Consider the following 26846-nt stretch of genomic DNA (forward strand, 5'->3'; position numbering starts at 1 on the left):
CGGGCGGTGTGTACAAGGCCCGGGAACGTATTCACCGCAGCGTTGCTGATCTGCGATTACTAGCGACTCCGACTTCATGGGGTCGAGTTGCAGACCCCAATCCGAACTGAGACCGGCTTTAAAAGGATTCGCTTAACCTTGCGGCATCGCAGCCCTTTGTACCGGCCATTGTAGCATGTGTGAAGCCCTGGACATAAGGGGCATGATGACTTGACGTCATCCCCACCTTCCTCCGAGTTGACCCCGGCAGTCTCTCACGAGTCCCCGGCATTACCCGCTGGCAACATGAGACAAGGGTTGCGCTCGTTGCGGGACTTAACCCAACATCTCACGACACGAGCTGACGACAGCCATGCACCACCTGCACACAGGCCACAAGGGAACGCCTATCTCTAGACGCGTCCTGTGCATGTCAAACCCAGGTAAGGTTCTTCGCGTTGCATCGAATTAATCCACATGCTCCGCCGCTTGTGCGGGCCCCCGTCAATTCCTTTGAGTTTTAGCCTTGCGGCCGTACTCCCCAGGCGGGGTACTTAATGCGTTAGCTACGGCACGGATCCCAAGGAAGGAAACCCACACCTAGTACCCACCGTTTACGGCGTGGACTACCAGGGTATCTAATCCTGTTCGCTCCCCACGCTTTCGCTCCTCAGCGTCAGTTACTGCCCAGAGACCCGCCTTCGCCACCGGTGTTCCTCCTGATATCTGCGCATTCCACCGCTACACCAGGAATTCCAGTCTCCCCTGCAGTACTCTAGTCTGCCCGTATCGCTCGCACGCTCACAGTTAAGCCGTGAGATTTCACGAACAACGCGACAAACCACCTACGAGCTCTTTACGCCCAGTAATTCCGGACAACGCTCGCACCCTACGTATTACCGCGGCTGCTGGCACGTAGTTGGCCGGTGCTTCTTCTCCACCTACCGTCAATCCGAGAAAACCCGAACCTTCGTCGATGGTGAAAGAGGTTTACAACCCGAAGGCCGTCATCCCCCACGCGGCGTCGCTGCATCAGGCTTGCGCCCATTGTGCAATATTCCCCACTGCTGCCTCCCGTAGGAGTCTGGGCCGTATCTCAGTCCCAGTGTGGCCGGACACCCTCTCAGGCCGGCTACCCGTCGTCGCCTTGGTAGGCCATCACCCCACCAACAAGCTGATAGGCCGCGGGCCCATCCCACACCGCAAAAGCTTTCCACCAAAAGACATGCGTCTGAAGGTCCTATCCGGTATTAGACCCAGTTTCCCAGGCTTATCCCGAAGTGCAGGGCAGATTGCCCACGTGTTACTCACCCGTTCGCCACTCGAGTACCTCCGAAGAGGCCTTTCCGTTCGACTTGCATGTGTTAAGCACGCCGCCAGCGTTCGTCCTGAGCCAGGATCAAACTCTCCAAACAAAAACTCCTCGACAAACGAGGTGAATTTACAATCAGAGAAAATCTGACCTAACAAAAAGACACCAAATAACTGGCATCAAAAATTACCATACCCACACACGGGGGGTGTTAGGTATGGCTAAAAACAACAACAAATAATAAACACCAAACACACTATTGAGTTCTCAAACAACACTTGTTTCGCCCGTTTTGGGGCAACCCTGCCAGCTTAATACAAGTCAGGCAGTGGAGTCAACTCCCAGTTTTGGTCTTCCAGAGACCGTGTCGGGAGCAGCCGTGCCAGGCTAGTACCAATCCAGTGAAGGAGTCAAGGCCCCGCTTTCGCTCACCTTCGCGTTGGTGACCGCGCTTGTGGGGCACTGACTTTGGTTACTCTACCCGCTCGATCTCCGCTCCCAAAATCGCCAGGTTCTCCACGAACAACGGGTAGCCGCGATCGATGTGGAAGACGTCGTGGACCTCGGTGTCGCCATCGGCGACAAGCCCCGCCAACACCAGGCCCGCGCCGGCCCGAATGTCCGAACACCACACCGGCGCGCTCGACAATTGCGGCAGCCCGCGCACGACGGCATGGTGCCCGTCGGTGCGGGCGTCGGCACCCAGACGGATCATTTCTTCGACGAACCGAAAGCGCGCCTCGAATACGTTCTCGGTGATCATCGACGTGCCGTCGGCGATCGACGCCAGGGCGATCGCCATTGGTTGCAAGTCGGTGGGAAATCCGGGAAACGGCAGGGTCGCCACATTGACGGCCTTCGGGCGCTCGTACTGAGTCACCCGGAAGCTGTTCTCCGTTTGGGTGACCGTGCCGCCGGCGTCGTGCAGCTTGTGCAGCACGACCTGCAGGTGCGCCGGATCAACGCCGGTCACCGAGATGTCTCCGCGGGTCATCGCCGCGGCGATGCCCCACGTGGCGGCGACGATGCGATCCCCGATGACGCGATGTTCGGTCGGGTGCAGCCGCGGGACGCCGGTGATGGTCATCGTCGGCGAACCCGCGCCTTCGACCTGAGCGCCCATCTGGTTCAACATCGTGCACAGATCGACGACATCGGGTTCGCGTGCGGCGTTGTGGATCGTGGTGACGCCCTCGGCCACAACAGCGGCCATCAGAATGTTCTCGGTCGCCCCCACCGACGGAAACTCCAACTGGATCTCCGCGCCGCGCAACGTATCAGCCTGTGCCACCACGCATCCGTGCTCGATGTTGCATTGCGCGCCCAGCTGGCGCAGGCCGGCCTGGTGCATGTCCAGCGGCCGTGACCCGATTGCGTCGCCGCCCGGGAGGGCGACGCGGGCCCGCTTGCACCTGCCGACCAGCGGCCCCAGCACGCAGACCGAAGCCCGGAACTGTCGCACCGCCGCGAAGTCGGCATCGTATTTCGGCTCATCAGGAGAGGTGATTCGGGCGACGTCGCCGTCGAGTTCGACGGTTGCGCCCAGGCCGCGCAGCACCTCCGCCATCAGCGGCACATCGAGGATGTCGGGGCAGTTGGTGATGGTGCTGGTGCCTTCGGCCAGCAACGTCGCTGCCATCAGCTTGAGCACACTGTTCTTGGCGCCCCCCACCGCGACTTCGCCTGACAACCGGTTGCCGCCGGTCACCACGAATCGCTCAGCCATCCGCGTCAGTCTAGTGAAGCGGTATCGGCTTGTCAGTCGGCCAGCTTGGCGAGGATGCGCTCCGCGCAGCGGAGTGAGGAGGAGCCAAGCAATCGAGCCAGCTTGGCGACGACGCGCTCCGCGCAGCGGAGTGAGGAGGAGCCAAGCAATCGAGCCAAGTCTCACCCCCTTCACGCCCCGCAGTACCGTTTGCTCATGGCAGTACACCTGACTCGCATCTATACGCGGACCGGCGACGACGGCACCACGGGATTGAGTGACTTCTCGCGGGTCCCCAAAAACGACCCCCGCCTGGTCGCTTACGCCGACTGTGACGAGGCCAACTCGGTGATCGGCGTCGCCGTCGCCGTCGGTCAGCCCGACGAACAGCTCACGGCCGTGTTGCGCCAGATCCAGAATGACCTCTTCGACGCCGGCGCGGATCTGTCCACTCCGGTGGTCGAGAACCCCGAATATCCGGCGCTGCGGGTCACCCAGCCCTACATCGATCGACTCGAAAACTGGTGTGACACATATAACGAGTCGTTGCCGAAGTTGAATTCCTTTATATTGCCCGGTGGTTCGCCGTTGTCGGCGTATTTGCACGTCGCCCGCACCGTGGTGCGTCGAGCCGAGCGCTCGGCGTGGGCCGCGGTCGATGCCGCGCCGCAGCAGGTCAACACCCTGCCCGCCAGGTACCTGAACCGCCTTTCGGATCTACTTTTCATCCTGTCGCGCGTGGCCAATCCCGATGGCGATGTGCTCTGGAAGCCGGGCGGCGGGGAATCCGTCACGAGTTAGCCGAGACGGCAAAGCGTTTGGTGTACGTCCTAGATGGTGCGCCGGCGTGAACGCGGCGACGGACGCGATTCCAGCCAAGACAAGAACGCGGTCAAAGCGCCCTTGTCGAACGCGATCTCATAGCCGGACCTGCGATCCTGGGTCGCGTCACGCAGTTCGATGACGACAATCTCATCGGTCATGATGTCGAACTCGTCGCCGCGGGGCGCCCGCCTGGCCACGATCTCCACGCCTCGCCGGCTCAGCCGTCGATCCGGCCACAATCTCAGACTGGAGAGCCGGTAGAACGCGGCTTCGCCGCCGCGGTAACGGATCACCCCGTGACGCCAGCCGTGACCACCCACGGCGGGAATGTCTCGCATGATCCCCGCCGTGCCGCCCTGGCGCAGCTTCCACAGCCGATAACTCAGCGCAACGACCGCGGCCGCCAGGACGACGACGAGCACGACCATGCCGGCCATGGGCGCGCTCATCGGCGGTTAGTCGATCGCGCCAACGGCGCGCAACCTCGCGCGCCCTCTGGCGGCGATACGAGGATCGTCCGACTCAGAAGCCTCTCTGGCGGCGCTCTCGTCGATCTCCGACTCGAACTCGGCGGATTCGGCGAGGATGGTCACCGTCTCCTCGGTGACCGACAGGAATCCGCCATCCACCGCGATCCGTAGATCGTCTTCGCCCTCTCTTTCGACGCGCACCATTGCGTCGTCGACCAATTGCGCGACCAGTGGGATGTGGCGGGGCAGGATGCCGATCTCACCGACGGTGGTGCGGGTGAACAGAAAGGTTGCCTCACCCGACCAGATCTTCCGGTCGACGGCGACGATCTCAATGTTCAATTCGGCCATGCCACAGACCCCTTCGATAGCTCGCGACCCCGTTGCGGCGCAGCTGCAAGTTAGAGTTTGGCGCCAAGGGTCTCTGCCTTCTTGGCCAAGTCGTCCAGGCCACCGATCAAGAAGAAGGCCTGCTCGGGCACATGGTCGAACTCGCCCTTGGTCAGGCGGTCGAATGCCTCGATGGTCTCCTTCAGCGGAACCGTCGAACCCGCCTGACCGGTGAACTGCTCGGCCGCCATCATGTTCTGCGACAGGAACCGCTCGATGCGTCGCGCGCGCTGCACGAGCTGCTTGTCTTCTTCGGACAGCTCGTCGATACCGAGGATCGCGATGATGTCCTGAAGGTCCTTGTACCGCTGCAGGATCCGGATGACCTCCTGCGCGACGGCATAGTGCTCGTCACCGACTACCCCCGGGTCGAGGATGGTCGAGCTGGACGCAAGCGGGTCCACCGCGGGGAAGATGCCCTTGGAGAAAACCGCACGCGACAGCTCGGTGGTGGCGTCCAGGTGCGCGAAGGTGGTCGCCGGCGCGGGGTCGGTGTAGTCGTCGGCGGGCACGTAGACCGCCTGCATCGAGGTAATCGACCGGCCGCGGGTCGAGGTGATGCGCTCCTGCAGCTCGCCCATCTCGTCGGCCAGCGTGGGCTGGTAACCCACGGCCGACGGCATACGACCGAGCAGCGTCGACACCTCCGAACCGGCCTGGGTGAACCGGAAGATGTTGTCGATGAACAACAGCACGTCCTGGCCCGCCTCGTCGCGGAACCACTCGGCCATGGTCAGCGCGGACAGCGCCACTCGCATACGGGTGCCGGGCGGCTCGTCCATCTGACCGAACACCAGCGCTGTGTCCTTGAGAACGTCGGCTTCCTGCAGCTCGACCCAGAGATCGTTGCCCTCGCGGGTGCGCTCCCCCACCCCGGCGAACACCGAAGTACCGCCGAAGTTGCGGGCAATACGGTTGATCATCTCCTGGATGAGCACCGTCTTGCCCACGCCCGCACCGCCGAACAGCGCGATCTTGCCACCACGCACATAAGGGGTGAGCAGGTCGACGACCTTCAGGCCGGTCTCGAGCATCTCGGTGCGAGGCTCCAGCTCCTCAAAGGGCGGCGGCTTGCGGTGAATCGACCAATGCTCGAAATCCTCGCCGTAGCCCGGCTCGTCCAGGCAGTGCCCCAGGGCGTTGAACACGTGTCCCTTGACCTCTTGGCCGACGGGCACCGAAATGGAACGACCGGTATCGGTCACCTCGACACCGCGCACCAGGCCATCGGTGGGCTGTAGGGAGATGGTGCGCACCAAGTTGTCCCCGAGGTGCTGGGCGACCTCGAGCGTGAGCGTCTTCGCCAGTTCCTCGAAGGTGATCTCCGCATTCAACGCGTTGAACAACCCCGGCACGGAACCCCGGGGGAACTCAACGTCGACCACCGGTCCGGTGACCCGTACCACCCGGCCGCTGGTGTCGCTCTTGGCCGACTTCGTGGACTTCTCGTCGGTTGCTGTCGTAGCAGGCATAATTTCTTTCGCTTCCTCGTGGTGCTGCCTAGCGGGCGTCGGCGAGCGCGTTTGCGCCACCAACGATTTCGCTAATCTCCTGGGTGATCTGGGCCTGCCGCTCGCGGTTCGCCATCAGCGTCAGGGCCTTGATGAGGTCTTCTGCGTTGTCGGTGGCCGACTTCATCGCGCGTTGGCGCGAGGCCAGCTCCGATGCCGCGGATTCGAGCAGCGCCTCGTAAATGCGGGTGGTCAGGTAACGCGGCAGCAGCGACTCGAAAAGCGTTGTCGCATCTGGCTCGAACGAATACAAGGTGCGCACTTCGGGCTGTTCCTCGACGTATTCGACCACCATGGGGGCGATTCGGTGGGCGACCGCCGACTGCGACAACATCGACTTGAACTCGCTATAAACGAGGTGCAACTCGTCGACGCCCTCGACGTCAGACTGGCTCTCGTCCCCGTCGCCGGTGCCCAGCATGAACGCATCGACCAGGGTCTCGGCGATTTCGGCGGCGTTCTCGTATTGCGGTTGCTCGGAGAAGCCCGTCCAGGATCCGATGACGTCCCAGTTGCGGAACTTGTAGTAATTCAGGGCTTTACGGCCGACGACGTACAGCACGGGTGTCTTTCCTTGCTCCCGCAGCAAGGAAAACAGCTCCTCCGCGCGGCGGAAGATGCTCGCGTTGTAGGCGCCGCACAGACCACGGTCGGACGTCACCACCAGCACACCCGCACGCTTCGGTTCGGCCCGCTCCACGAGCAATGGATGATCCAGGGCCGCCTCGGCGGCCAGCGTGGTGAGCATCGCGGTGACCTGGAAGGCGTACGGCCGAGCGGAGCCGAGCCGAGCCTGCGCCCGCCCGATACGCGACGTCGCGATCAACTCCTGGGCCTTGGTGATCTTTTTGATCGACCCAGCCGAGCGGATGCGTCCGCGCAATTCACGAAGTGTGGCAGCCATACGTTGCTACTTCTTTGCCTTCTTTTGCGGCGCAGGCTTCTTGACCTTCACCGATTCCTTTTCCAACTCGCCCTCGTCGAGCGCCTCGACATGCTCGTCGGGCACCACCGATCCACCGCCGGTCGCGGCGAAGCCCTTCTTGAAGTTCTTGATGACCTTCTCGAGTTCTTCGGTCGCCTCGTCGGAGAGCTTCTGGGTGTCGCGGATCCCCGACAGGATCTTCTCTTCGGAGGCCCGGATGTGGTCCAGCAGTTCGGTTTCGAAGCGCCGAACGTCCTCCACGGGCACAGAGTCCAGGTGACCACCGGTACCGAGGAAGATCGAAATCACTTGCTCTTCAACGGGCATGGGCTGGTACTGCGGCTGCTTGAGCAGCTCGACCAGCCGTGCACCGCGGTCCAGTTGGGCCTTCGACGTCGCGTCGAGGTCAGAGGCGAAGGCGGCGAAGGATTCCAATTCGCGGTATTGCGACAGGTCCAAACGCAGCGAACCGGCCACCTCCTTCATCGCCTTGATCTGCGCGGCGCCACCTACGCGCGACACCGAAACACCGACGTTGATGGCCGGCCGCACACCCTGATTGAACAGGTCGGACTCCAGGAAGCACTGCCCGTCGGTGATCGAGATGACGTTGGTAGGGATGTAAGCCGAGATATCGTTGGCCTTGGTCTCGATGATCGGTAAGCCGGTCATCGAGCCGCCACCGAGTTCGTCGGAAAGCTTGGCGCAACGCTCCAAAAGCCTTGAGTGCAGGTAGAACACGTCACCCGGGTAGGCCTCGCGTCCGGGCGGGCGGCGCAGCAGCAGCGAGATCGCGCGGTAGGCCTCGGCCTGCTTGCTCAGGTCGTCGAAGACGATCAGCACGTGCTTGCCGTCGTACATCCAGTGCTGGGCGATCGCCGAACCCGTGTAGGGCGCAAGCCATTTGAACCCGGCCGAGTCGGAGGCCGGCGCTGCGACGATGGTGGTGTAGTCCATCGCGCCACCCTCTTCGAGGGAGCGCCGGACCGAGGCGATCGTGGTGCCCTTCTGCCCGATGGCCACGTACACGCAGCGCACCTGCTTGCGCTCGTCGCCGGTCTCCCAGTTCTGGCGCTGGTTGAGGATGGTGTCCACGCAGACCGCCGTCTTGCCGGTCTTACGGTCGCCGATGATCAGCTGGCGCTGGCCACGGCCGATGGGGGTCATCGCATCGATGGCCTTGATCCCGGTCTGCAGCGGCTCTTTCACGCTCTGCCGCTGAACCACCGAGGGAGCCTGGATCTCCAGTGCGCGCCGGACGTCGGTTTCGATGTCGCCCTGGCCGTCGATCGGCTGACCCAACGGGTTGACCACGCGGCCCAGGAACCCGTCGCCGACGGGGACCGAGAGGACCTCGCCGGTGCGCTTGACCTGCTGCCCCTCTTCGATCTTCTCGAAGTCACCCAGGATCACCGCGCCGACGTTGTGCTCGTCGAGGTTGAGCGCGACGCCGAGCACGCCGCCGGGGAACTCGAGCAGCTCCTGGGTCATCACGGACGGCAGGCCTTCGACGTGGGCGATGCCGTCACCGGCATCGACGACGGTACCGACCTCTTCGCGGGAGGTGTCGGAGGTGAAAGAGCCTACGTACTCCTCGATGGCGCTCTGAATGTCATCAGCGGAGATTGTCAACTCGGCCATGGCTTTTCGTCTTCCTACTTGATCTTCGTATCGCGTGTGTCGGAATAAGTTCGTGATTGCTCTGTCTTGGTCAGTCGGGCAACTGAGCCTCGGCTGCGGTCAGACGGGATGAGAGTGTCCCGTCGATGACTTCGTCAGCCACGGCGATGAGCAACCCACCCAGCAGTTCGGAATCGATCTGCAGCTGCACCGACACCGGGTGACCGTAGATGCGGCTGAGCACATCGGTGAGGCGGGTGCGCTGAGCGTCGCTCAGTTCGGCTGCCGCACTGACTTGCGCGACGACTTCGCCGCGGCGCGCCACCGCGACCTCTGCCAGGAACTGAATCGCCTCTTCGGCCGGCCGGCCCCTGAGCAGTTCGACCGTCTGGGTCAGCAGTGCGGCCACGATCGGGTTGACCCCGGTGTTCGCGCTGTCGAGCACCTTGCGCAGCAGCCCAACCCGGCCTTCCACCGGAACGGCGTAGTCGCCCAACAAGATGGCCAGTCGCGGTTGCGCGTCCAGAATGCGCGAGAACCGGAACAGCTGTTCTTCGACCTCGTCGACCTTGTCCTCACGTTCGGCGACTTCGAGCAACGCCTGCCGCGACACGTGCTCGAGGGCGGCGATGAGGTCGGAGTTGGCCGACCACCGCTCCGAGGCGGCTGAGCGCAGAATATCGAGGGCGGGGTCACCGACGTTGCCGGTGAACAACCGCTCGATCAATCGGGCCCTGGGAGCCCCGTCCTCGGCGGGCACGGTGAGATACCGCGTGATGACGATTTCGCGATCCAACATCTGAGCCACCGCGACCAGTTCACTGGACAAGGTGGAAAGTCCTTTGTTGTCAAGGCCTTTGGCGATGGCGACGAACCGCTCCGACAGGTTGGTCAGCGCGAGACGGCTCGACGAGCGCATCTCGATCATCAGCGGATATTGGACATCGGTGATTGCGGGCGCCATCGCGTCGAGATCGGCCAGGAATCGATCCACGGTGGCCGATTGCTGCGCGGTGTCAGCGACGAAGTTACGCACCAACTCGCCGGCCTGGCGCACCGCTTCGTGACCGAGTTCCAGACGGAGCTGACGGGTCAACTGGGTACGCAGCAGGTCGACCTGGCGGCCGCCCTGTGATTTGATGCGTTCCGCCTCGACACCGGCCTGCGCCCCCAGCTGCTCGGTGATGCGTTTGGAGTCCGACTCCGCCTCTCCGACAACCCGTTTCGATTCCGCCGTGGCGTCTTCCACGGCCTTGCTATGGGCGGTGGTCGACTCGGTCAACCGATCGCTCGCCGCGGCTGCGTCCTCCAATTGTTGGCGCACCGTGGCTTGCCGCGCGGCCATCAACCGACGTACCGGCGGCACCACGAAACGCACCACCAGGAACACGATGGCCGCAAAGCCCACCAACTGGCCGATGAAAGTCGACATACGTAATTACCGTCCGGATGTCTTGGTTGCGGATGTGGTCGCTGCAGCGGGGGCGACGTCGACACCCAGGATTCGACTGGCCAACGTCGCCGACATGGAGGCCACGTTGGCACGCAAATCCAGCTCCACGGCGTCCCTTTCCCGCTTCAATTGCTGGGCGGCCACCTGCAACGTCGACATCACCTCTTGGTCGGCCCGGGCGCGCGCGTCTTCTATGACCTTGCGGCCCTCGGCGCGCGCGTTGTCGCGCAACGACGACGCCTGCACTCGGGCCTCCGTCATGGCTTCTTCGTAATCGGCCTGGGCGGCTTCGAACTGCTCGGCCGCCTTCTTGGTGTCGGCAGCCGTCTTGGCGACCATCGCGTCGCGCTCGCGCAACACCTTCATGACCGGCGGCACGACGAATGTACCGATGACGGCCAGCACGATCAGGAAGATGGCCAGCACGAAGAAGAAGGTGCCGTTGGGAACAAGGAAGTTGTTGCCTCCCTCTGCCACCACCTGGCTGGATGCCAGAACACTCAGGCTCGCGTCACCCATCACAGCGAACTAGGTGCCGACGGGCGTGGCGAAGACGAACAGCGCCATGAAGGCCAGGTTGATGAAGTAGGCCGCCTCAACCAGACCGACAGTGATGAAGAACGGCGTAAACAACCGGCCTTGCGCCTCGGGTTGCCGGGCGATCCCGGAAACCAGCGCGTTACCGGCGATACCGTCACCGATACCGGCACCGATCGCGCCGCCGCCCATGATGAGTCCACCGCCGATGAGTGCAGCGGCAGCGACTTGGGGGTCCAGAGCCATTCTTATCCTCCTTGATATCTGGTAGGGGTCTACCAGGCCTCTGTAATGGTGCGTGGGACAAAACAATTCATGGTGGCTTTAGTCATGGTGATCCTCGATCTCCATGGCCTGGCTGAAGTACAAGATGGTCAGAATCGCGAAAATGAAGGCCTGTATCGCGCCGACGAACAGGTCGAACGCTTTCCAGATCGCGTTGGGCGCCCACATGATGTAGGGCGGGAACAGTGCGATCAGCGCGACCAGGATGCCGCCGGCGAAGATGTTGCCGAAAAGTCGGAGTGACAACGAGATTGGCTTGGCCAGCTCCTCGACGAGGTTGATCGGCGCCAAGAAGGCCACGTGGCCTTTGAGCACGGCGAGCGGGTGCCCGACGACGCCGCGGCGCCAGATGCCGGCCACGTGGTAGCAGACAAAGACGAAAAGAGCCAGCGCCAGAACGTAATTGATGTCCGCCGCCGCCGACTTCAGCAACTCGGTGGTGTGCCCGGAGGCGTCGGTGTATTGCAACGGGAGCACCGACAGCCAGTTGGAGATCAGGATGAACACGAAGATCGTAACGGCCAGCGGCAACACGAACGGCGCGATCCGCATTCCGACCGCGGCCTCGATCTGATCGCGCATCTGGACCGTGATGGCCTCCCAGAACAACTGAACGCCGCTCGGGACGCCGGTCGACGTGATCTTCGCCCGCAGGAAGAAGGCCAGCGAGAGCACGATCAGCGCAGCGATCCCCGTCGACAGGATCGTGTCGGTGTTGACGGTCATGCCGAGCCAGGTGGCGTGGCTGTGGTCGCCAACCTCGATCGCGGCTTCGGCCAGGAACGTCGTCTCAGGCATCGGGGGTGTTCCTTCCTTCCGTTCCTTCCGATCCTGCGATGACGCCGCCGCCGGCACCGTCCGCGGACTCCGCCCAGTCGCCGGCGCGCAGCTTCTTCCACACCGGAAGTGCTGTCGATGCCACTAATAGGACCTGGAAAAGCGCCAACCCGAACACCACGCCCAGCCCCGCGGGCCGGAAGACGTAGGCGATGATCAGCCCGACGACCGTGATGATGGCCAGCCGTGACGCCGAGTTGACCGCCATCGACCTTTTCAGCGGGTGATCCTTGGCGGTTATCGACTCAACGGAGCGACGCACCAGTACCGCATTGAGCAAACCCAGGAGCAGCCCGATCCCGAAGAAGACACCGACCATCAGGTGACCGAACAATCCGCCGGCGAGCACCGCCACCGCTGTGATGCCGATGCTGATCGCAAAGAGCCGAACCGGACGGAAAGCAACAGAGGGAAACACCAACGGCGCGTCCTGCGCTGGTGTCGTCACTGCAGCACCTCAATCCCAGGTTGGTGAAACGGGAACCCCTCGACCGACTGATCGGTGGCCCGCCGAGCGTATCGCACGTCACAGCCGAATCACCCAAGGGGTATCTCCCGAGGCCGGTCTTGAACCAGCCCGATCGGATTCGCCTCCGATGGACCAGTCGCCTGTGCGGCTTTTTGGGGTTCTACCTGGACCGTACCACAGAACAGACCCCTACTACTACCCTTCGTCGTAGTAGTCGTCGCGCCGGCGTAAGAGCGGGATCGCCGTCGCGATGCCGGCGACCACGATGGCACCCAGCATGACCGCCGCGGTGTCGCGGGGGCGGAAAAAAATCGTGCTCGCAGCGCCGAACGCGACGATGCCGACCCACAGATAGATCAGCAGAACCACGCGGCGATGCGAATGGCCGATCTGCAGCAATCGGTGATGCAGGTGCATCTTGTCGGGGCTGAATGCGCTGCGGCCCGCGCGGGTGCGACGCACGATCGCCAGCAGCAAATCGAGCATCGGCACGAAGATGACCGCGACCACCAGTAGGAACGGTGACAGCAGGGCAAACACATCGCGGGCGCCGTAGGCGTTCTGCGAGACGGGGCCGGCCGCGGTCGTGGAAGCCGCGGCGAGCATCAAGCCGATCAGCATCGAGCCGGAGTCGCCCATGAAGATCTTCGCGCGATGAAAGTTGTGCGGCAGAAATCCCAGACACGCCCCGGCGAGCACCACCGAGATCACAGCGGGCGGATAGAACAGGACGTCGCCGCCGTGGTCACGGAGCAGCCCGACCGAAAACATGCAGATCGCCAAGGCGGTGATGAGTCCCAGCCCGGCGGCCAGACCGTCGAGCCCGTCGACGAAGTTCATCGCGTTGACCACCGATACGGTCAGCGCCAGTGTCAGCAGGATCGACGAGGCCTGGTCGAGCACGATGGTGCCGACGCCGCCAATGGGGATATACAGGACGCTCCATGCCACACCCATGGTGACCAACACGCTGGCCGCGGTGATCTGGCCGGCGAACTTGGTCAAAGCATCCAGCCCCCAACGGTCGTCGATCAGGCCGATCCCCATGATGACCGCGCCGGCCACCAGGACCGCGGGCATGCCGGTCGAGTATACGAAGCCGCGGGTGAGCGCCGGAAGCTGAGAGGCCAGGAAGACGGCCGAGACGACGCCTAGAAACATGGCCAGACCGCCCATGCGCGGGGTCGGCGTCACATGGACATCGCGCTCGCGCGGATAGGCGACGGCGCCCAGCCGGGTCGCCAGCACCCGAACCGGTCCGGTTGCGAAGTAGGTGATGATCGCCGCGGTCAATCCCACCAGCGCCAGCTCGCGCAGCGGAACACCGGCGCCGCGGTCAGAAAGGGCGAGCAGACCACCGGCAAGGTTGGTCACATCGCTGGACACCAACGAGACCGTACTGCACAAACCTGGGACCTCGACAACCGCTCCAGTCAGGCCTCGGCGGTCAGGGTTTCCGGATCTACACCGAGCACTTCGGCGATCCGCGCCCCGCTCACCGGACCCGGCCGCAGGATGCGCGGCGTGGCACCGGTCAGGTCCACGATCGTGGAGGCGGCGCCCTGTTCGGGCGGCCCCGCTTCCAGGTAGACGTCGACGAGATCGCCGAGCTGACTGCGCGCCTCGTCGGCGTCGACGGCGGCGGACCGGCCGGAGACGTTGGCGCTGGACACCGCCAGGGGACCCACTTCACGCAGGAGCTCGATGGCAACGGGGTGCAGCGGCATCCGCAGCATCACGGTGCCGCGGGCATCGCCAAGATCCCACTGCAACGACGGCGCCTGTGTCACCACCAGGCTGAGCGCACCCGGCCAGAACGCACGGATCAGATCGCGGGCGCCCTCCGGCATGGTGTAGACGAGTCCCTCGATGGTGTGCCAGGAGCCGACCAGCACGCCCACCGGCATGTCCCGGCCCCGCCCCTTTGCCGACAGCAGCGCCGACACCGCCGCGCTGTTGAAGGCGTCGGCGCCGATGCCGTAGACGGTGTCGGTCGGCATGACCACCAGCCGGCCGCCCTTGAGAGCTCCTGTCGCTGCGGCGATTCCGAGTGCGCGCTGGTCGGGATCGGCGCAGTCAAAGACGTCAGTCATTGGCGCCAATCCTCCTGCGGGCCGTCACGAATCGTGGCCGGCCGGTCAGATCTTGCCGCGCCTTTACGTCCTCGAAAAGTCCTGTGCGGTCGAACAATTCCACTGTCTCACGTGAGGTGGTGTCGTCATGCTCGATACCGATCAGTCCTCCGGGGCGCAGCCAGCGGCCGGCGAGGCGGACCATCGGTGCGATCACCGCCGAACCGTCCGGCCCGCCGAATACCGCTTGGTGGGGATCATGTTGGGCGACTTCAGGGTCCAGCACCGCACCGTCGGGAACATAGGGTGGGTTGGCCACCACCAAGTCGACCCGTCCGTCCAGTTCCGGAAGAAGACCCGGCTCCGTGACGTCGGCCCGCACCACCTCGATCGCCGTGCCCTCGGCGTTACGGCGCGCGTACTCGAGAGCGGCATCGGAGTTGTCGACAGCGACGATGCGCGCCTCCTGCCCGAGCTCGGCGCGATGGTGGGCCAGCGCCACCGCCAAAGCGCCGGACCCGGTGCACAGGTCGACGATCACGGGCCGTCGCGCAAGTTGTTGCGCGGCAGCCCATTCCAGCATGGCCTCGGTTTCGGGACGCGGTATGAATACGCCAGGACCGACGTGCAGCAGCACCGGCCCGAATGCCGCCGTCCCCAGCAGATGCTGCAACGGCACGCGTCGCGAACGAACGGCCACCGCGTCGCGGTACCGTCCGAAAAAATCCTCACCGAGCGATTCGAGCAAGGCCAGACGACCACGGTCCACGCCCGCCAGGTGCGCGGCCAGTTGCTCGGCATCCCAACGCGCCGAATCGATTCCCGCTTCGGCGAGGGTGGCCGTCGCATCGTCGATCGCGCGCCGCAGACCGGGCTGGATTGTCCCGCTCTCCCCCGCAAGCGGGAGGTGCCCGCACCTCATCGCTTCACTCTGCATCGTCGCCGGGACGTCATGCTTGTTGCAGCCGGCTCTGCCTGTCGGCCGCGGCCAGCGCGTCGAACAGGGCGTCCAAGTCGCCATCGAGCACCTGATCGAGGTTGTGTGACTTGAAGTTGATGCGGTGGTCCGCGATCCGGTTCTCCGGGAAATTGTAGGTGCGGATGCGCTCGCTGCGGTCCACCGTGCGGATCTGGCTGGCCCGGTCCGCCGACGCATCCGCCAGCGCCTGCTCCTCGGCCAGTGACTGCAAGCGAGCCGCCAGCACCTGCAGCGCCCGTGCCTTGTTCTGCAGCTGCGAGCGCTCGTTCTGACAGGTGACGACGATTCCGGTGGGCAAATGCGTGATCCGCACCGCGGAGTCGGTGGTGTTGACGCCCTGGCCGCCCTTCCCCGAAGAGCGGTAGACATCGATGCGCAGGTCCGACTCGTCGATCTGGACCTCACCGATTTCTTCGGGTTCGGGATACACGAGCACGCCCGCCGCCGAAGTATGAACGCGGCCTTGGGATTCCGTCACCGGGACCCGTTGCACCCGGTGCACCCCGCCCTCGAACTTCATCCGCGACCAGACCCCGTCGGCCGAATCGCCCTTGCTGGCGATGGACAGCGTCGCGTCCTTGTAACCGCCGAGGTCCGAGGTGGTTTCGTCCAGCACGGTGACGGTCCAGCCGTGCCGCTCGGCGTATCGGATGTACATCCTGGCCAGGTCGGCGGCGAACAATGCCGACTCTTCACCGCCCTCACCGGATTTGACCTCGAGCACGATGTCGTCGGCGTCGTGCGGGTCACGCGGTGCCAGCATGTCGGTGAGTTGAGTGTCCAATTCGGCCACCCGCGATTCCAGGTCGGTCGCCTCGGCGGCGAACGAATCGTCGTCGGCGGCCAGCTCGCGTGCGGCCTCGAGGTCGTCGCGGGCGGCCATCAGCTTGCGGTAGGTGCCGACGATCGGGGCGAGCCGGGCGAAGCGCCGTCCGGCCTTGCGGGCCTCGTCGGGATTGCTGTGCAATTCGGGGTCGGCCAACCGTTGCTCGAGGTCGGCGTGTTCGGCCAGCAGCACGTCAATGGTCTGTACCGGCTTCGTCATGCCGCACCTCCTGCCCCGCTGTCGCCTGTCACTACCGCAAACGCAAACCGACGCCCGGCCTGTGCGACGGAGCGCACAGTTCGGGCGTCGGTAACCGAGCTATTTGTCGGCAGCAGCTCCGGTGTTGCGCTTGCCATAGCGCTTCTCGAAGCGGGCCACCCGGCCGCCGCTGTCAAGGATCTTCTGCTTGCCGGTGTAGAAGGGGTGGCACTGCGAGCAGACCTCAACGACGATGCGGCCACCATCCTTGGTGCTGCGCGTCTGGAAGGTGTTGCCACACCCGCAGAGCACCGTGGTCTCCGCGTAGGCGGGGTGAATGTCAGCTTTCATGATGTCCTCTTCGATCGTTTGTCGCCCGCCCCCGTCCAGGAATCAGACGGTCGGGCGTGAACTCCGAACCTCAGGCGGTTGGCGGATAATCGAGCCCCGATTATGCCAGGTCAACCACCATCATCCCAAACAGAGAGCTGCGCCCGTACATTCCCGGGTGCTCTCGGGTTGTTCCGAATTTGCTAGTCGTTGTCCATCCCAGGCGTCGTCTTGGACACCTGGACCAGGAACTCGTAGTTGGTCTTGGTCTTGCGCAACTGCGACATGAGCAGGTCGATGGCCTGGTGAGAGTCCAGACCCGACAGCACGCGACGCAGTTTGTGCACAATCCCGAACTCGTCGGGCGACAGCAGCAGTTCGTCCTTACGGGTACCGGACGGGTTCACGTCGACCGCCGGGAAGACCCGCCGCTCGGAGATCTTGCGGTCCAGCTTGAGCTCGGCGTTACCGGTGCCCTTGAACTCTTCGAAGATGACCGTGTCACCGGTGGACCCCGTCTCGACCATCGCGGTGGCGATGATGGTCAGCGACCCACCTCCCTCGATGTTGCGGGCGGCGCCCAGGAACCGCTTGGGCGGGTACAGCGCGGTGGAGTCGACACCACCGGACAGGATGCGGCCCGACGCCGGCGACGCGTTGTTGTAGGCACGCCCGAGGCGGGTGATCGAGTCCAGCAGCACGACGACGTCCTTGCCCAGCTCAACCAGCCGCTTGGCGCGTTCGATGGCAAGCTCCGCGGCCTGGGTGTGATCCGACGGCGGGCGGTCGAACGTCGAGGAGATGACCTCACCCTTGACCGAACGCTGCATGTCGGTGACCTCTTCGGGCCGCTCGTCGACGAGCACAACCATCAGGTGGCATTCCGGGTTGTTCTGGGTGATCGCGTTGGCGATGTCCTGCAGGATCGTCGTCTTACCCGCCTTGGGCGGTGACACGATCAGGGCACGCTGCCCCTTACCGATCGGCATGATGAGGTCGATGACCCGAGTGGTCAGCCGATCGGGAGTGGTCTCCAGGCGCAGCCGCTGGTTGGGGTACAACGGCGTCAGCTTGGAAAAATCGGGCCGCTTCTTGGCGTCCTCGACCGAGCCGCCGTTGACGGTGTCCAGGCGCACCAGCGGGTTGAATTTCTGCCGCTGGTTGGGCTGCTCGCCTTCCTTCGGCACGCGGACCGCGCCGGTGACGGCGTCACCACGGCGCAGGCCGTTCTTGCGCACCATGTTCATCGACACGTAAACGTCATGCGGACCGGCCAGGTAACCGGAGGTACGCACGAAGGCGTAATTGTCGAGGACGTCAAGAATCCCGGCTACCGGCTGAACGACGTCGTCGTCACGCAGTTCGGCATCGCCGCCCTCCCCGGAGCGCTCGCCCCGGCGCCGGCGGTCGCGGAAGCGGCGTCCCCGCCGGCCCCCGCGTCCTTCGCCGTCGTCATCCTGCTGGTTCGACCCGCCACGCCCCTGCGGGCCGCCCGAGCCTTGATCCTGGTCGCTGCCGCCGCCTTGGCCGCGCTCTTCGTTCTGGTTGTCCTGCTTGCCTTGATCGCGGCTGTCGGCCTCGCCGGCTGCTGCGCCCTCTCGGCCGCCCGCGCGCTCGCGATCGGCCTCGTCGTTGCCGCGCGCGGCTGATCCCGCGTCGCGGGAAGCGCCGCGTCGTTCGCGGCGGGGAGCGCCGGTTGTTGCGCCGTTCTGGCCTTCCTTGGCCGCCGGCGCTTCAGCGCTGTTGTCGTCCTTGTTGTCTTTGGTGTCGGTGTCTTTGGTGTCCGACTTGCCGCTGCCCTCAGCGGACTTCGCGCCATTGGCGGGAGCGCCGTTGGCCTGTCCCCTGGCTTCCTTGATCGCGGCGATCAGTTCGTTCTTACGCATACCCGACGTCCCTTTGACGCCGACCTGGTTAGCCAGCGCGCGGAGCTCGGGCAGCACCATGGTGGACAAGGCACCGCCCGAGGCGTTTCTCTTCGCGTCGGGAGTGTCTGCGGTCACGGCATTAGACAGTTGATTGGCGTCAGTGTTTTCGCCAGCCGTGAACAGGTCCGTATCAGTCACGGAGTTCCTTTCTTCCCCCGCTGATCACGTCATACGGGGGGTTCGTTGCATTCAGGCAAATCGCCGAGTGCGCCCAATCATCGACTCTGCAACGGTGATCGCCTGGATCGGCGGAGTAAACGGCGAACCTCGTCCACAAGAAGAATTGGTGTTGTCCTAGCGGCAAGGCAGTATGGATGCAGATGCTGCGATTGCTGGACGGCTCCGAGGATAGCCCCCATCCCTGCCGGAAGCAAGCAAACCCTCCGGCCACGCTGTTGATCAACGCGCGACGCTGACTCCCGGGCACCAGCGAACTCGTTCGCCGGCGGCCATCTTGACGAGGGCAAATCCATTCGTGGCCCCGTACTCCACCGCTTCCGTGGGCAACTGGGCCGCCGTGGTCATCACGATCAGCGATGGACCGGCCCCGGAAAGCGTCGCTGCCACGTTATGACGCCGCAGCAGCCGCAAATATTCCGCCGAGGCGGGCATGGCCGGCGCCCGCTGCGGCTGGTGCAACACATCTTCGGTGGCCGCCATGAGCAAGTCCGGGCGTTCGGTGAGCGCTACCACCAGCAACGCGGCGCGGCTGACGTTGAAGCGTGCATCGTCATGGCTGACCTGTGCGGGCAGCAGCACGCGAGTCTCCGCGGTCAGCGAGCGTTCCTCGGGGACCGCGCAGTACAAGTGGATATCGGGGTGAAGCCGCAGCGGCACCGCCGCGTACTGGGGGTGTTCACCGCTGCGGTCGACCCACGAAACGATGGCACCGCCCAGCACGGCGGCCGCGGCGTTGTCGGGATGACCCTCGAAGTCCGACGACAGCTGAATCAGCTGGGCATCGTCGAGTGGTTTCCAATCCGTCTGTGCGACAAGACCATTCGCGGCCGCAAGGCCGCCGACGACCGCCGCCGCGGAAGAGCCCAGGCCGCGGGAGTGCGGGATGGCGTTGCGGCAGCGCACCACCAGGCCCGGGGCGCGGACCCCGACAGCTTGCAGGCCGCGCTCGAGGGCGCGCACCACCAAATGGTCGGGGCCCACCGGCAGCTGGCCGGCGCCCTCCCCCTCGACCGTGACCACGAGGCCGGAAGAAGTTGTCTCGACGGTGATTTCGTCACAAAGACTCAATGCCAGGCCGATGCTGTCAAAGCCCGGGCCGAGGTTAGCGCTGGACGCCGACACCACGGCGGTGGCCACCAGCCCGGCAGGCAGCATCGATGTCACCAACAGCCCTTCGCCGCCGCCACCAGCCCCAACACGTGGCGACCCGCCGCGCCCGGCTTCGCCGCGCTTGCGATCACCACTAGCCCCAACACGTGGCGACCCGCCGCGCCCGGCTTCGCCGCGCTTGCGATCACCACTAGGCCAGCCCCAGCTTTTCGACCACCAAAACCGGATCAACAGGCAGCGCAGTCACGGTGGGCATATCCCGCAGCGCCGTGTCGGGATCCTTGAGCCCGTTTCCGGTCACCGTGCACACGACCGTCGACCCACGGGCCACCCAGCCGTCGTCGACGGCCTTGAGCAGACCCGCGATGCTGGCCGCCGAAGCGGGTTCGACGAAGACACCTTCGGACTCCGCCACCAGGTGGTAGGCGGCCAGGATCTCCTCGTCGGTCGCCGCCAGGAAGCGGCCATTGGATTGCTGCTGCGCGTCGACGGCCGCCGTCCACGACGCCGGCGCACCGATGCGGATTGCGGTCGCAATCGTTTCCGGGTTCTTGACCGGCGCGCCGTACACCAGCGGGGCCGCGCCGGCCGCCTGGGTGCCCAACATCCGCGGCAGCTTGTCGATCAGGCCTTCGTGGTGATATTCGGTGTACCCCTTCCAGTACGCGGTGATGTTGCCCGCGTTGCCGACGGGAAGGGCGTGCACGTCCGGTGCGACGCCCAGCGCGTCAACGATCTCGAAAGCGGCCGTCTTCTGGCCCTCGATGCGCACCGGGTTGACCGAGTTGACCAACGAGATCGTCGGAAAGTCAGCGGCCATCTTGCGGGCCAGTTCCAGGCAGTCGTCGAAGTTGCCGTCGATCTGGACGATCTTGGCGCCGTGCATAACCGCCTGCGCCAGCTTGCCCATCGCGATCTTGCCCTGCGGGATCAGCACCGCACAGGTGATCCCGGCGCGGGCCGCATAGGCCGCCGCCGATGCCGAGGTGTTTCCGGTCGAGGCACACAAGACGGCTTGCTGGCCGCGTGCCACCGCATCGGTGACCGCCATCGTCATGCCGCGGTCCTTGAAGGAGCCGGTGGGATTGAGGCCCTCGACCTTGAGATGAACTCTGCAGCCGGTCTTTTCCGAGAGGCGGGTCGCCACGATCAGCGGGGTGCCACCCTCGAGCAGGGTGACCGGGGTCCAGTCGTCGCCGACGGGCAACCGGTCCCGGTATGCCTCGATGAGGCCGGGCCACGGCTGATGGACGGTGGTGCGCGGCGCGCTCATAGGGTGGTCCCTTCCAGCCGCAGCACGCTTGTCACGCTCTGCACGGCATCCAGATCGGCCAGGGCATCGACGGTTTCGGACAGCGCGGCATCCGTGGCGCGGTGGGTGACCACGACGATCCGGGCCCCCACCCGTCGCCCGCCTTCGTCCGCGACACCCTCCTGGCGCACCTCGGCGATGCTGACCTCGCGCTTGGCGAATTCGGCCGCCACCGAGGACAACACACCGGGCTTGTCGGCCACGTTCATGCTGACGTAATAGCGTGTAGAGATGAGACCCATTGGGGCTATGGGAAGTTGGGCGTATTTGGATTCCTTCGGGCCCCGGCTGCCCAGCACCCGGTTGCGCGCGGCCATCACCAAGTCGCCGGCCACCGCGGATGCGGTCGGCGCGCCGCCGGCACCCTGACCGTAGAACATCAGCCGTCCGGAGGCCTTGGCCTCGACGACGACCGCGTTGAATGCGCCGTTGACCGTGGCCAGCGGATGCGACAACGGCACCAGCGCCGGATAGACGCGAGCCGAAACCCGCTCCTGGCCATCGTCGCCTGCGATGCGCTCGCAGATGGACAGCAGCTTGATGGTGCAGCCCAGGGCCCGGGCGGACTCGAAGTCGGCCGGGGTGACTTTGGTGATGCCTTCGCGGTAGACGTCGTCGGCAGTCACCCGGGTATGGAAGGCGATGGATGCCAGAATCGCCGCCTTGGCCGCGGCGTCGTAGCCCTCGACGTCGGCAGTGGGGTCGGCCTCGGCGTAGCCCAGCGCGCTCGCTTCGGCCAGCGCGGTGTCGTAGTCGGCGCCGGTGCTGTCCATCGCGGACAAGATGTAGTTGGTGGTGCCGTTGACGATGCCGGCGACCCGCAACACCGTGTCCCCCGCCAGTGACTGGGTGAGCGGCCGGATGACGGGAATGGCGCCCGCGACCGCCGCTTCGAAATACAAGTCGACATGCGCACTTTCGGCCGCCTGCGCCAATTCGCCGGTGGAGATGGACAACAGCGCCTTGTTCGCCGTGACAACCGATTTGCCGTGCTCGAGGGCGCGCAGAATGGCCTTGCGGGACGGCTCTACCGGCCCCATCAACTCCACGACGATGTCGACGTCGTCGCGCGCGGCGAGCCCTTCGATGTCGTCGGTGAGCAACTCGATTGGAACGCCGCGGTCGTCGGCGATGCGGCGCACTCCGACACCTCGCAGCACCAGGGGCGCACCGACACGAGCCGCGAGGTCATCGGCGCTGTCCTCGATGATTCGGACAACTTCGCTACCGACGTTGCCCAACCCGAGTACCGCTACACCGACCGGCTTTTCGTCACGGGGCACAGTTCACCTCACTTCCAGACCCAGTAGATCGTCGACAGTCTCGCGGCGCAGGACCAGACGCGCGCGCCCATCACGCACCGCGACCACGGCGGGACGGCAGATCATGTTGTAACGACTCGACAACGAATAGCAGTAGGCGCCGGTAGCGGCCACCCCGATCAGGTCGCCGGGGCGCAGGTCGCCGGGCACCCAGGTGTCGCGCACCACGATATCGCCGCTCTCACAATGCTTTCCGACGATGCGCGCCAGCTCCGCCGGCGCATCGCTGATCCGCGAGACCAGCCGGGCATCGTATTGGGCGTCGTAGAGCGCGGTGCGGATGTTGTCACTCATGCCGCCGTCGACGCTGACGTAGCGCCGGTGTGCGGTGGCGCTCACGTCGACGTCCTTGACGGTGCCCACCTCGTAGAGGGTGATGGTGCCGGGCCCGGCGATGGCGCGTCCCGGCTCGACCACCAGACGTGGTGTCGGCAGTCCGACGGCCGCTGACTCGTTCTTCACGATCGCGCTCAGCTTGGCGGCCAGTTCACCCATCGGCGGCGGATCGTCCGCGGCCAGGTAGGAGATACCAAGTCCGCCACCGAGATCCACGGTGGAGATCTGTGCGGTCTTCTCGACACCGAACTGCTCGACGGCCTCGTGCAGCAGGCCGAGGACACGACGCGCGGCAAGTTCGAAACCGGCGACGTCGAAGATCTGTGAACCGATATGGCTGTGCAGACCGACCACCCGCAGGTGTTCGGTTTCGAATACCCGGCCGACGGCGGCCAGCGCCGCGCCGCTGGCCACGGACAGCCCGAACTTCTGGTCCTCGTGTGCGGTGGAGATGAACTCATGGGTGTGCGCTTCGACACCGACGGTGAGACGAACGAAGACGTCCTGGACGATGCCCGCCTCGCCCGCGATGGCATTCAGACGCTCGATTTCGATCATCGAGTCCAAAACGACGTGGCCGACACCGGCTTTGACCGCCGCGGTCAACTCCGCGACGGACTTGTTGTTGCCATGGAAGGTGATCCGCTCCGGCGGAAAGTTGGCGTGCAGCGCAACGGCCAGCTCGCCGCCGGTGCACACGTCGAGTGACAGACCTTCTTCGTCAATCCAGCGCGCCACCTCGCTGCACAGAAACGCCTTGGCGGCATAGTGCACGTTGTTGCCGCCTCCGAAGGCCGACGCGATCTCCCGGCAGCGGGAACGAAAATCGTCCTCGTCGACGACGAACAGCGGGGTCCCATACTCCTGGGCGAGCTCGGTCACCGCGACTCCCGCGATGCTGGTGACGCCGGCTTCGTCGCGAGCCGTGTTGCGGGGCCATACGTTTGGCGCCAACAGCAGCAGTTCCTCGGGGGATTGCGGCCGTGGCGGGCTGTCGGCGTGGCGGGTCTCTTCGGCATGCCGAGGACCGGCGGGATGAACGTTCACATTCGCTCCGGGGCAGTGACGCCGAGTATCGCCAAGCCGTTGGCGATCACCTGACGGGTCGCCTGGCACAGCGCCAGGCGCGCGGTGTGCAGATCGGTGGGTTGCTCGTCGCCCTGCGGCAGCACCCGGCACGAGTCGTAGAACCGGTGGTAGTCGCCGGCGAGGTCTTCCAGGTAGCGGCAGATTCGGTGCGGTTCACGCAGGGACGACGCCGTTTTGAGCACCCGGGGGAATTCGCCGAGGGTGCGCAGCAGCGTCCCCTCCTTGTCGTGGCCGAGCAGTCCGAGGTTGCCGGTATCGGGGGTCAGGCCGAGCTCGGCAGCGTTGCGGGCCAGCGCCGAGAGCCGGGCGTGCGCGTATTGCACGTAATAAACTGGGTTTTCGTTCGACGCGGAGGACCATAGCGCCAGATCGATGTCGATCGGGGTGTCCACCGAGGAACGGATCAGGCTGTAGCGCGCGGCGTCGACACCGATCGCCTCGACCAGGTCGTCGAGCGTGAGCACGGTGCCGGCGCGTTTGCTCATGCGGACCGGCTGGCCGTCGCGGACCAGGTTGACCATCTGGCCGATCAGCACCTCGACGGTGGCCGGGTCGTCACCGAGGGCGGCGGCCACGCCCTTGAGGCGGGCGATATACCCGTGGTGGTCGGCGCCGAGCATGTAGATGCACAGGTCGAAGCCGCGTTGCCTCTTGTCCAGGTAGTAGGCGATGTCACCGGCGATATAGGCCGGCTTGCCGTCGCTTTTGATCACGACGCGATCCTTGTCGTCACCAAAGGCGCTGGCGCGCAACCATGTTGCGCCGTCCTTCTCGTAGATGTTGCCGGTCTCGCGCAGCCTGGCGAGGGCCTGGTCGACGCGACCGCTGGTGTGCATCGCGTCTTCGTGGGTGTAGACGTCGAAGTCGGTGCCGAATTCGTGCAACGAATCCTTGATGTGGGTGAACATCAGGTCGACGCCGATGGCGCGGAAGGTCTCGTGCATCTCGGCCGCGGGCAGGCTCAGCGCGTCGGGCGCCTTCCGCAATATCTGGGCGGCGATGTCGTTGATGTAGCTGCCGGCGTAGCCGTCTGCCGGCGTCGGTTCGCCTTTGGCGGCGGCGATCAGCGAGCTGGCGAAACGGTCGATCTGGGTGCCGTGGTCGTTGAAATAGTATTCGCGCACCACGTCGGCGCCCTGGGTGGACAGCAGCCGGCCCAGCGCGTCGCCGACCGCGGCCCAGCGGGTTCCGCCGATGTGGATCGGTCCGGTCGGGTTGGCCGAGACGAATTCCAGGTTGATGTTGTGGCCTGCCAGCGCGTCGGAGTGACCGAAGCGATCGCCGGCGTCGATGACGTTGTTGACGACCACCGCCTGTGCCGACGCCTCGAGGCGCAGGTTGATGAAGCCCGGCCCGGCCACCTCCGCCGACGCGATGCCGTCGGCTTGTGACAGCGCCTCGGCGAGCCATCCGGCCAGCTCGCGAGGGTTGGCGCCCACCTTTTTGCCCAGCTGCAGTGCCAGGTTGCTCGCGTAATCGCCGTGCTCGGGATTGCGGGGCCGCTCCACGGTGACCGTCTGCGGCAGCGCGGCAGCATCCAGCCCACGCTCGGCCAACACCGCGGCGGCGGTGGTCTTGAGCAGCTCAGCCAGGTCAGCAGGTGTCACGAGCGTCCATCCTATTGGCTGGGGTGGCCTCGCCCCGAATCCATTGCGGTGGCAGGGCGGCCGCCTCGATGCGCTAGTCTGTGCGTGCTTGTTTGAAAGCCCCATGGCGCAACAGGTATGCCGGTGCGCCCCCGTAGCTCAGGGGATAGAGCGTCTGCCTCCGGAGCAGAAGGCCGCAGGTTCGAATCCTGCCGGGGGCACCAGCGTTGTAGCAGGTCAAGCGCAGTTTTTGACCTTAGCAGACGACCTTGATGCTATCTAGCTGTGATTCGGTGCCACTCCAATGGTTTGCCCGCGACGGGCACAGCCAACGGAAGGAACCGCATGTCCGCACCCATTATCCCCACCGAAGCACACACCGCGCTAACCCACACGCTCCAACATTTGCGGCACGCGATGCGGCTCATCACCAGCACCGACCGGCTCCTCGTCGCCGGCGCCCCCGATGGCCCGGCAACGCAACGCTGCGCGGTGCTGTACTCCGATATCGCTGCGGCGGCCCGTTCCTGCGCGAACCTGCTCGACCACATCGACGGCTACAGCACCCCCGCGCTCGACGATCGCCGCCAGGCGATCGCCGCGGCAATGGAACGCCACCCCGCCGGAACCGCTTTGGGCGGTGCCCTGTGAGGCGCATGGGCTGGGGTGAACGGGTCGCCCTCGCCGCGACACTGAGCGGCCTCACCGGATACGTCATCGGCGGGGCTTCGCTCACCGGACTGTTGATCGCTGGTGCCGCCGCGGTGTTCGCGGCGGGCGTGCTCGGCGCGATCTGGCTCGGGGAGAAGAAGTGACCCGCCGTCAGATCGTCGCCGCGGTCGTCTACGGCGTCGCGGTGTATGCGCTCGGGTTTCTGATGCTCGTTGGACTGCTCGCCAGGGGCTGCGCGCCGGCCCACGCCGACCCAGGGCCACCGCCCCCGACGCCGCCGGGATACGTCGAATGCAACGGGCAGCTGATCCCTGCGGATCCTCGGCTAGACGTCCAGAACCCGCTGGGCGCGGTCATGTATCGCTGGTTCCTCGAGCAGATGTGTGCGGCCGGGACGCCGGGTGCGCCTCCGCAGCCGTTCCAGGCGCCCCAATGACCGGCGACGACGACACCATGGTCGGCGCCGCAGCCGACCCCACCACCAACATCCCCCAACCGGCGCAGGAAACCCCTGCGCTCGCCTGGGCCGACGACGACTGCGACGAACCAGCCACACAATCAGCGCAGGCCGCGGCCGACGGCTGGGAC

General features: G+C 65.1%; 25 protein-coding genes, 1 tRNA gene, 1 rRNA gene and 1 pseudogene. 5 read left to right on the forward strand and 23 right to left on the reverse strand.

The genetic code is table 11. The features are described 5' to 3' along the window. Together EPN51_RS25275 and murA are read right to left on the reverse strand one after the other, a co-directional pair. Positions 1 to 1394 (reverse strand): 16S ribosomal RNA (locus EPN51_RS25275); the annotation flags it as partial. 369 nt (positions 1395 to 1763) lie between these two features. Further along, the gene (gene murA, locus EPN51_RS25280; protein ID WP_293048339.1) at positions 1764 to 3017 is read right to left on the reverse strand and encodes a UDP-N-acetylglucosamine 1-carboxyvinyltransferase; all 1254 of its coding nucleotides are present in this window, start codon (positions 3015 to 3017) and stop codon (positions 1764 to 1766) included. Between the two features lie 195 nt (positions 3018 to 3212). Here murA and EPN51_RS25285 point away from each other — a divergent pair, with 195 nt between their 5' ends. Further along, positions 3213 to 3797, forward strand: coding sequence for a cob(I)yrinic acid a,c-diamide adenosyltransferase (locus EPN51_RS25285; protein WP_293048342.1), 585 nt, complete (start codon positions 3213 to 3215; stop codon positions 3795 to 3797). A gap of 29 nt (positions 3798 to 3826) precedes the next feature. On the opposite strand, the gene EPN51_RS25290 is transcribed toward EPN51_RS25285, so the two are convergent. From EPN51_RS25290 to argS, 21 genes and pseudogenes are all read right to left on the reverse strand, one after another. Continuing rightward, on the reverse strand, positions 3827 to 4270 hold the full coding sequence (locus tag EPN51_RS25290) for a DUF2550 domain-containing protein (protein ID WP_293048345.1): 444 nt from the start codon (positions 4268 to 4270) through the stop codon (positions 3827 to 3829). A gap of 6 nt (positions 4271 to 4276) precedes the next feature. Next, positions 4277 to 4642: a F0F1 ATP synthase subunit epsilon gene (locus EPN51_RS25295; protein ID WP_293048348.1), complete on the reverse strand. Its 366-nt coding sequence runs from the start codon at positions 4640 to 4642 to the stop codon at positions 4277 to 4279. A 50-nt stretch (positions 4643 to 4692) separates the two neighbouring features. Beyond that, the gene (atpD, locus tag EPN51_RS25300) at positions 4693 to 6153 is read right to left on the reverse strand and encodes a F0F1 ATP synthase subunit beta (RefSeq protein ID WP_293048350.1); all 1461 of its coding nucleotides are present in this window, start codon (positions 6151 to 6153) and stop codon (positions 4693 to 4695) included. A gap of 28 nt (positions 6154 to 6181) precedes the next feature. Continuing rightward, complete coding sequence (locus EPN51_RS25305; protein WP_293048353.1) at positions 6182 to 7096, reverse strand: F0F1 ATP synthase subunit gamma; 915 nt, start codon at positions 7094 to 7096, stop codon at positions 6182 to 6184. 6 nt (positions 7097 to 7102) lie between these two features. Next, complete coding sequence (atpA, locus tag EPN51_RS25310) at positions 7103 to 8758, reverse strand: F0F1 ATP synthase subunit alpha (protein ID WP_293048356.1); 1656 nt, start codon at positions 8756 to 8758, stop codon at positions 7103 to 7105. 70 nt (positions 8759 to 8828) lie between these two features. Further along, positions 8829 to 10169: a F0F1 ATP synthase subunit B/delta gene (locus tag EPN51_RS25315; protein ID WP_293048359.1), complete on the reverse strand. Its 1341-nt coding sequence runs from the start codon at positions 10167 to 10169 to the stop codon at positions 8829 to 8831. Between the two features lie 6 nt (positions 10170 to 10175). Beyond that, positions 10176 to 10709 (reverse strand): F0F1 ATP synthase subunit B, encoded by a 534-nt coding sequence (locus EPN51_RS25320; RefSeq protein ID WP_293048362.1) that lies wholly within the window; start codon positions 10707 to 10709, stop codon positions 10176 to 10178. Positions 10710 to 10718: 9 nt separating this feature from the next. Further along, positions 10719 to 10967, reverse strand: coding sequence for a F0F1 ATP synthase subunit C (locus tag EPN51_RS25325; protein WP_024636915.1), 249 nt, complete (start codon positions 10965 to 10967; stop codon positions 10719 to 10721). 84 nt (positions 10968 to 11051) lie between these two features. After that, on the reverse strand, positions 11052 to 11810 hold the full coding sequence (gene atpB, locus EPN51_RS25330) for a F0F1 ATP synthase subunit A (RefSeq protein WP_293048365.1): 759 nt from the start codon (positions 11808 to 11810) through the stop codon (positions 11052 to 11054). Continuing rightward, the gene (locus EPN51_RS25335; protein ID WP_293048368.1) at positions 11803 to 12297 is read right to left on the reverse strand and encodes an ATP synthase subunit I; all 495 of its coding nucleotides are present in this window, start codon (positions 12295 to 12297) and stop codon (positions 11803 to 11805) included. The genes atpB and EPN51_RS25335 overlap by 8 nt, the downstream gene beginning before the upstream one ends. 216 nt (positions 12298 to 12513) lie before the next feature. After that, positions 12514 to 13723: pseudogene (rfe, locus tag EPN51_RS25340) on the reverse strand (UDP-N-acetylglucosamine--decaprenyl-phosphate N-acetylglucosaminephosphotransferase). Between the two features lie 28 nt (positions 13724 to 13751). Further along, the gene (locus tag EPN51_RS25345; protein ID WP_293048371.1) at positions 13752 to 14411 is read right to left on the reverse strand and encodes an L-threonylcarbamoyladenylate synthase; all 660 of its coding nucleotides are present in this window, start codon (positions 14409 to 14411) and stop codon (positions 13752 to 13754) included. Next, complete coding sequence (gene prmC / locus EPN51_RS25350) at positions 14404 to 15327, reverse strand: peptide chain release factor N(5)-glutamine methyltransferase (RefSeq protein WP_293048374.1); 924 nt, start codon at positions 15325 to 15327, stop codon at positions 14404 to 14406. Before prmC ends, EPN51_RS25345 begins: the two co-directional genes overlap by 8 nt. A gap of 13 nt (positions 15328 to 15340) precedes the next feature. After that, complete coding sequence (gene prfA, locus EPN51_RS25355) at positions 15341 to 16414, reverse strand: peptide chain release factor 1 (RefSeq protein ID WP_293048377.1); 1074 nt, start codon at positions 16412 to 16414, stop codon at positions 15341 to 15343. A 99-nt stretch (positions 16415 to 16513) separates the two neighbouring features. Further along, a complete protein-coding gene (gene rpmE, locus EPN51_RS25360; RefSeq protein WP_067249878.1) occupies positions 16514 to 16744 on the reverse strand; it encodes a 50S ribosomal protein L31 in 231 nt (76 codons plus the stop codon). A 182-nt stretch (positions 16745 to 16926) separates the two neighbouring features. Further along, the gene (rho, locus tag EPN51_RS25365; protein WP_293048385.1) at positions 16927 to 18789 is read right to left on the reverse strand and encodes a transcription termination factor Rho; all 1863 of its coding nucleotides are present in this window, start codon (positions 18787 to 18789) and stop codon (positions 16927 to 16929) included. A gap of 261 nt (positions 18790 to 19050) precedes the next feature. Continuing rightward, positions 19051 to 20001 (reverse strand): homoserine kinase, encoded by a 951-nt coding sequence (gene thrB, locus EPN51_RS25370; RefSeq protein WP_293048411.1) that lies wholly within the window; start codon positions 19999 to 20001, stop codon positions 19051 to 19053. Positions 20002 to 20131: 130 nt separating this feature from the next. Further along, on the reverse strand, positions 20132 to 21214 hold the full coding sequence (thrC, locus tag EPN51_RS25375; protein WP_293048387.1) for a threonine synthase: 1083 nt from the start codon (positions 21212 to 21214) through the stop codon (positions 20132 to 20134). Beyond that, a complete protein-coding gene (locus tag EPN51_RS25380; protein WP_293048389.1) occupies positions 21211 to 22536 on the reverse strand; it encodes a homoserine dehydrogenase in 1326 nt (441 codons plus the stop codon). Before EPN51_RS25380 ends, thrC begins: the two co-directional genes overlap by 4 nt. 3 nt (positions 22537 to 22539) lie before the next feature. After that, the gene (gene lysA / locus EPN51_RS25385; protein WP_293048391.1) at positions 22540 to 23958 is read right to left on the reverse strand and encodes a diaminopimelate decarboxylase; all 1419 of its coding nucleotides are present in this window, start codon (positions 23956 to 23958) and stop codon (positions 22540 to 22542) included. Further along, positions 23955 to 25607: an arginine--tRNA ligase gene (gene argS, locus EPN51_RS25390; RefSeq protein ID WP_293048392.1), complete on the reverse strand. Its 1653-nt coding sequence runs from the start codon at positions 25605 to 25607 to the stop codon at positions 23955 to 23957. The genes lysA and argS overlap by 4 nt, the downstream gene beginning before the upstream one ends. A 127-nt stretch (positions 25608 to 25734) precedes the next feature. Between argS and EPN51_RS25395 the strand changes: the two genes are divergently transcribed. The 4 genes from EPN51_RS25395 (at position 25735) to EPN51_RS25410 (ending at position 26694) form a co-directional block, all read left to right on the forward strand. Further along, positions 25735 to 25810: transfer RNA gene (locus EPN51_RS25395), tRNA-Arg, on the forward strand. A 121-nt stretch (positions 25811 to 25931) separates the two neighbouring features. After that, entirely contained in the window at positions 25932 to 26237 is a 306-nt protein-coding gene (locus tag EPN51_RS25400; RefSeq protein ID WP_293048395.1) for a hypothetical protein, read from the forward strand. Between the two features lie 5 nt (positions 26238 to 26242). Beyond that, positions 26243 to 26401, forward strand: a complete 159-nt coding sequence (locus EPN51_RS25405; RefSeq protein ID WP_293048397.1) for a hypothetical protein — start codon at positions 26243 to 26245, stop codon at positions 26399 to 26401. Next, on the forward strand, positions 26398 to 26694 hold the full coding sequence (locus EPN51_RS25410) for a hypothetical protein (protein ID WP_293048400.1): 297 nt from the start codon (positions 26398 to 26400) through the stop codon (positions 26692 to 26694). Before EPN51_RS25405 ends, EPN51_RS25410 begins: the two co-directional genes overlap by 4 nt. Positions 26695 to 26846: the final 152 nt, after the last annotated feature.

The sequence above is a fragment of the Mycobacterium sp. genome (assembly GCF_004298145.1).
Lineage (GTDB): Bacteria > Actinomycetota > Actinomycetes > Mycobacteriales > Mycobacteriaceae > Mycobacterium.

Bases quoted from the DNA above. Each gene is read 5' to 3' on its own strand.
- EPN51_RS25285 (WP_293048342.1), top strand. From the start codon at position 3,213: ATGGCAGTACACCTGACTCGCATCTATACGCGGACCGGCGACGACGGC.
- EPN51_RS25320 (WP_293048362.1), bottom strand. From the start codon at position 10,709: ATGGGTGACGCGAGCCTGAGTGTTCTGGCATCCAGCCAGGTGGTGGCA.
- EPN51_RS25305 (WP_293048353.1), bottom strand. From the start codon at position 7,096: ATGGCTGCCACACTTCGTGAATTGCGCGGACGCATCCGCTCGGCTGGG.
- EPN51_RS25295 (WP_293048348.1), bottom strand. From the start codon at position 4,642: ATGGCCGAATTGAACATTGAGATCGTCGCCGTCGACCGGAAGATCTGG.
- thrC (WP_293048387.1), bottom strand. From the start codon at position 21,214: ATGAGCGCGCCGCGCACCACCGTCCATCAGCCGTGGCCCGGCCTCATC.
- rpmE (WP_067249878.1), bottom strand. From the start codon at position 16,744: ATGAAAGCTGACATTCACCCCGCCTACGCGGAGACCACGGTGCTCTGC.
- EPN51_RS25315 (WP_293048359.1), bottom strand. From the start codon at position 10,169: ATGTCGACTTTCATCGGCCAGTTGGTGGGCTTTGCGGCCATCGTGTTC.
- murA (WP_293048339.1), bottom strand. From the start codon at position 3,017: ATGGCTGAGCGATTCGTGGTGACCGGCGGCAACCGGTTGTCAGGCGAA.
- EPN51_RS25290 (WP_293048345.1), bottom strand. From the start codon at position 4,270: ATGAGCGCGCCCATGGCCGGCATGGTCGTGCTCGTCGTCGTCCTGGCG.
- prfA (WP_293048377.1), bottom strand. From the start codon at position 16,414: ATGACGAAGCCGGTACAGACCATTGACGTGCTGCTGGCCGAACACGCC.
- EPN51_RS25400 (WP_293048395.1), top strand. From the start codon at position 25,932: ATGTCCGCACCCATTATCCCCACCGAAGCACACACCGCGCTAACCCAC.
- atpD (WP_293048350.1), bottom strand. From the start codon at position 6,153: ATGCCTGCTACGACAGCAACCGACGAGAAGTCCACGAAGTCGGCCAAG.
- atpB (WP_293048365.1), bottom strand. From the start codon at position 11,810: ATGCCTGAGACGACGTTCCTGGCCGAAGCCGCGATCGAGGTTGGCGAC.
- EPN51_RS25345 (WP_293048371.1), bottom strand. From the start codon at position 14,411: ATGACTGACGTCTTTGACTGCGCCGATCCCGACCAGCGCGCACTCGGA.
- prmC (WP_293048374.1), bottom strand. From the start codon at position 15,327: ATGCAGAGTGAAGCGATGAGGTGCGGGCACCTCCCGCTTGCGGGGGAG.
- EPN51_RS25405 (WP_293048397.1), top strand. From the start codon at position 26,243: ATGGGCTGGGGTGAACGGGTCGCCCTCGCCGCGACACTGAGCGGCCTC.
- atpA (WP_293048356.1), bottom strand. From the start codon at position 8,758: ATGGCCGAGTTGACAATCTCCGCTGATGACATTCAGAGCGCCATCGAG.